Raw genomic sequence first — 3,662 nt, 5'->3', positions numbered from 1 at the left:
CCCGCGACACCCTAAGCCTCGGGATTACTCAACCGGGCTTAGAGCACCATTGAGTCTGCAATACCCTGAACATCATCCAGTTTTTGAATCGGGCGTTGAAGACGCTCCCTAAGCGCGTCCAAGTCTGCTGTTCTCACTTGACATAAGGCGCGCATGGCAGCCGCATCCGCAAGAGTGATGTCCTGAATCGGCCTGGATAACGACAACGGACTCGAGGACTGAAACAGGGCAATTGCAAAATCAACTCCTAAGCCAACCAACCCTCTACCCCATTCCATCCAATTGCCGGAATCCCAATGGAAAATCCTTAAAGAACGGGTTAAGACCTTCTCGGTAAAATCGGGTACGGGATAAAATGAGCGGTCAGGGTTGCAATATTCGTGACGAACGTGCGCCGGCAATTTCTGCTGCGCCCCGCCCACGACTTTGCACCAGTGCTCTTCTCTCTGTTTAGCGTCCCAGGTATCATAATTATCAACATAGGTATCAAGCGCCGTGATAAGCGGCTTAAAATCAAAGTGCTCTGTTTGCGCTTCAAATTGTTTTAACAATTTCTTTCTAATGAACTCTCCTTGTTCGTTTTGAGGAAGGCAATCGAGCATCATCGTGTACATGTGAGTGTCCAGTGCCCACACGGCATATTGAAAAGCAGTCCCTTTAAATGGCTCATCTCCGATATCAATGACGGACTCTATTTCTAACAGAATTTCAGGATATTTAACTAATATCGCTTTTGCTTCATCTTGAAGACCATATGCCACATGGTCAAGCAGGGTCTTGGTTAAATTCTCTTTTATCGCGGCGAAATTGACTACATCATCGTTACTGAATAGACTGTTTTTTAAAAGTACGCTAAGTGCCATCTGTTGAACTGTTCTGGTGGCCATTTTGTGGCCAGTGAGTGAGTCCATTACAGTTGCTTCTGTTGCCGGCATGATTTGATATTCAAACTATTTGTGTGCTTTTATTGTACATTAACTGGCGGAGTTAATGCAAATTTGTTTGATATGTTTCTGGGCAATCAGCAGGCGTATCCCAGCCTACGCCTGCTGTAGCGCATTTGCAATGAGAGTCAATTGAGTATTATTTCCTCACCCTATCACGAGGAGAAGGAATACCATTGATCTATGCGCTAGGCGCTGTTTCATGAATTTTATCTTCCAGGTCATCTAACATTTTTGATGATTTTGTTTTACAGACAAAAAAGAAAGATTGGTTATTTGCGAGGTTAATTGCTCCTTTTACAAGTAAACCTATGCCTATAGTGGATAGTCCAATCGCTAAATTAATCAATAACTCAGACCATCCTCTATGCTTATCAAGTTCAATATGTGCTTTTTTTAAAAGTTGGTCACAAGTGGTTTTGAACGTTTGATAATTGTCGTTTTTAATAAAATAGCGAGCTCCAGCATCACTTAAACCTTCATGAAGTGTTATTGCTGCTATTTTGGCTTTCTTTAAATGCTCATAAATATCCATGTCACTTTTTAAGAGTGCATCCTTTTCTCGTGTTGTCAGTTCATCTATCTTTTGCTGAAGTAAATCAAGTTGTTGGTTAAATTGTGATTCTTGTGGAGATAATATATGACCTGATTGGTATTGTTTCATTTTTTGTTCTGATGAAAGCTGCAAATTAATGACTTTTTCTAATCGCATGATCATGCGATTAATATCTCCGAATTTGGTATAGCCATAATGTGCGGTTATTCGAACATTATTGGGAGGGCGTGTGTCTAGTTCAAACTGACCAAACTCACTTTCTTTTTTTAACAAATCCTCAACAGCTTCTATATTAGTAAGATTTTTGATGCGAAAAACGATCATAGCACCACGATTTTTGGACTCTAGAGGAGTAATAAATTCAATACGATCGCTAAGACGTTGTTCTAGTAGGGTTATCATATATCGGGTAAGACTTTCGGAACGATGTGTTAATTTATCCCAGCCAATTGCGCTCATGATTTTCATATATTGCAAAACAGGTGCCAGGGCAACTGGGGAAGGGTTGCTGCAACGAAAAGCTCGAGCGCCTTTTCTTGACATTATTACAGGATCATAACCATCTATCAGCGGAAATACTTTATTGGATTCTGCGGCTTTCCACCCTTGTATTGGCGGATTTAGTGAAAGATCTGCATCTTTATTTACATAAATACCAAAACCACTGCCCGCAGATCCGCAAATATGCTTGTAGGAGCAACCCACAGCATAGGTGACGGGTAGCTTTTTGAGATTAATAGTTCTGTTTCCCACTGTGTGTGCTAAATCGAGGCCAACAACAATATTATGTGCTTTCAAAACGTCTTTTAATTCGGTTAAGACATGTTCTAGATCGATTCGCTGACCGGTGCTGAATACTATGTCAGAAAGATGCAAGATACTAATTTTATGAGCATTTTCTCTGACAAATTGTATAATCTTTTCTTCCTGATAAAGCCCACGCTCATCAGGGGATATTTTCATACACAAATCACCAGGATTCTGACAGGGTATTTCACCAGTAAATAGTCCGTTTGATTGAGCTCTTTGCACTTCACTTTCCAATAGAGAATGAATAACGGCCTGATCCGAGTAAAATTCTTTACTTAAGTAGCAAATCCCTGTTTTTCCAGATTTCCAATCGGCTTGCGAAGGGCGATAAAATGTTGACAATAGAAGTCTCAAGTTATCAGACAGTCCAGCTTGTGTGTAGATGAATTCGCAAGGGTCCGCAAATCCCAGCATCCCCTGCATGTCTGCGATAGCGTCAGGATTTATATCAAAATCAAACCAGTTACCACTTATATCCTGGGTTTTTGGAAAATGCCCTTCATGCAAAAGACGTTTTTGTAAGTCTAAGATACGCATGATCTCTTCTTTGGCAGGCGTAAAGACAGGTCCAAGTGAGTGACCAGCAAATGGCTGTATACTACCAAATTGAAATAAGCTACTTATATCTCGCATTGGATCGACAGAATCAAGTACATTGGCATATTCTAACGTAAAGCCCCCATCTTTTTGGGCTATAGCCTTCATAAATGCATCAGGATTAGTATTAATTAGTTCATCTATTGCCATAACAACTCCCTATGATTTTGTGTAGGTGGATTATATGGCTCTGTTGCGGAAAACTCCATTATCAATTTGCCTATTATAGAGACACCTAATGGAGAAAATTTACTTATGCAATACAAGAAATTACAGTAATTTTCTATCACTGTAATTCTTTTAAATAGCATGTACTATAATCACCCATTAATTTTATTTGTAAATGAATTGCTTCTAACCTTCATTTCACAATTTAATGTGAAAATACAATCAGGATAAAATCAAGTTCATCCTTATGGATTTTTAAAAGGAAGGACAGCCCGATAATATTGGGGGTATTCATCGAATCCGAGATGAATCAGACTTACAAGCACATATCGATTACATCCACTTTAACCCTGCTAAGCAGGGATATGTACCCTCAGCTAAAGAATGGCCGTATTCCAGTTTCCATCGTTATGTTCAGAGTGGACTAGTGCAGGAACATTGGGGATATGATGGAGATCAAAGAAGTGAATGAATGTGGAATGAAAACCTGGGATACGGCCCTTTGGGCCTACTCCCAGGCTTGTATCTTTAAATTGTAAGCAAGAAAGCTTAATCTCAAGGGCACTTGGGATGGGAGAAGAGATCTT

Annotated in this window: 3 protein-coding genes; all 3 read right to left on the bottom strand. The window is 40.1% G+C overall.

What is annotated here, in order from left to right; all coding sequences use genetic code 11:
- Positions 1 to 38: 38 nt before the first annotated feature.
- Positions 39 to 911: a hypothetical protein gene (locus tag Lqua_RS04560; protein WP_133141129.1), complete on the bottom strand. Its 873-nt coding sequence runs from the start codon at positions 909 to 911 to the stop codon at positions 39 to 41.
- 214 nt (positions 912 to 1,125) lie between these two features.
- A complete protein-coding gene (locus Lqua_RS04555) occupies positions 1,126 to 3,057 on the bottom strand; it encodes an aminotransferase class V-fold PLP-dependent enzyme (protein WP_058473107.1) in 1,932 nt (643 codons plus the stop codon).
- Between the two features lie 395 nt (positions 3,058 to 3,452).
- A partial coding sequence (locus tag Lqua_RS18670) for a hypothetical protein (RefSeq protein ID WP_238585534.1) occupies positions 3,453 to 3,662 on the bottom strand: 210 nt, incomplete at its 5' end.

Source organism: Legionella quateirensis (assembly GCF_001467955.1).
GTDB lineage: Bacteria > Pseudomonadota > Gammaproteobacteria > Legionellales > Legionellaceae > Legionella > Legionella quateirensis.
The sequence above is the reverse complement of the archived record's forward strand: the minus strand, read 5'-3'. Positions and strand labels throughout refer to the sequence as shown.

Coding starts and splice junctions, on each gene's coding strand:
- Lqua_RS04560 (WP_133141129.1), bottom strand. CDS start 911: ATGGACTCACTCACTGGCCACAAAATGGCCACCAGAACAGTTCAACAG.
- Lqua_RS04555 (WP_058473107.1), bottom strand. CDS start 3,057: ATGGCAATAGATGAACTAATTAATACTAATCCTGATGCATTTATGAAG.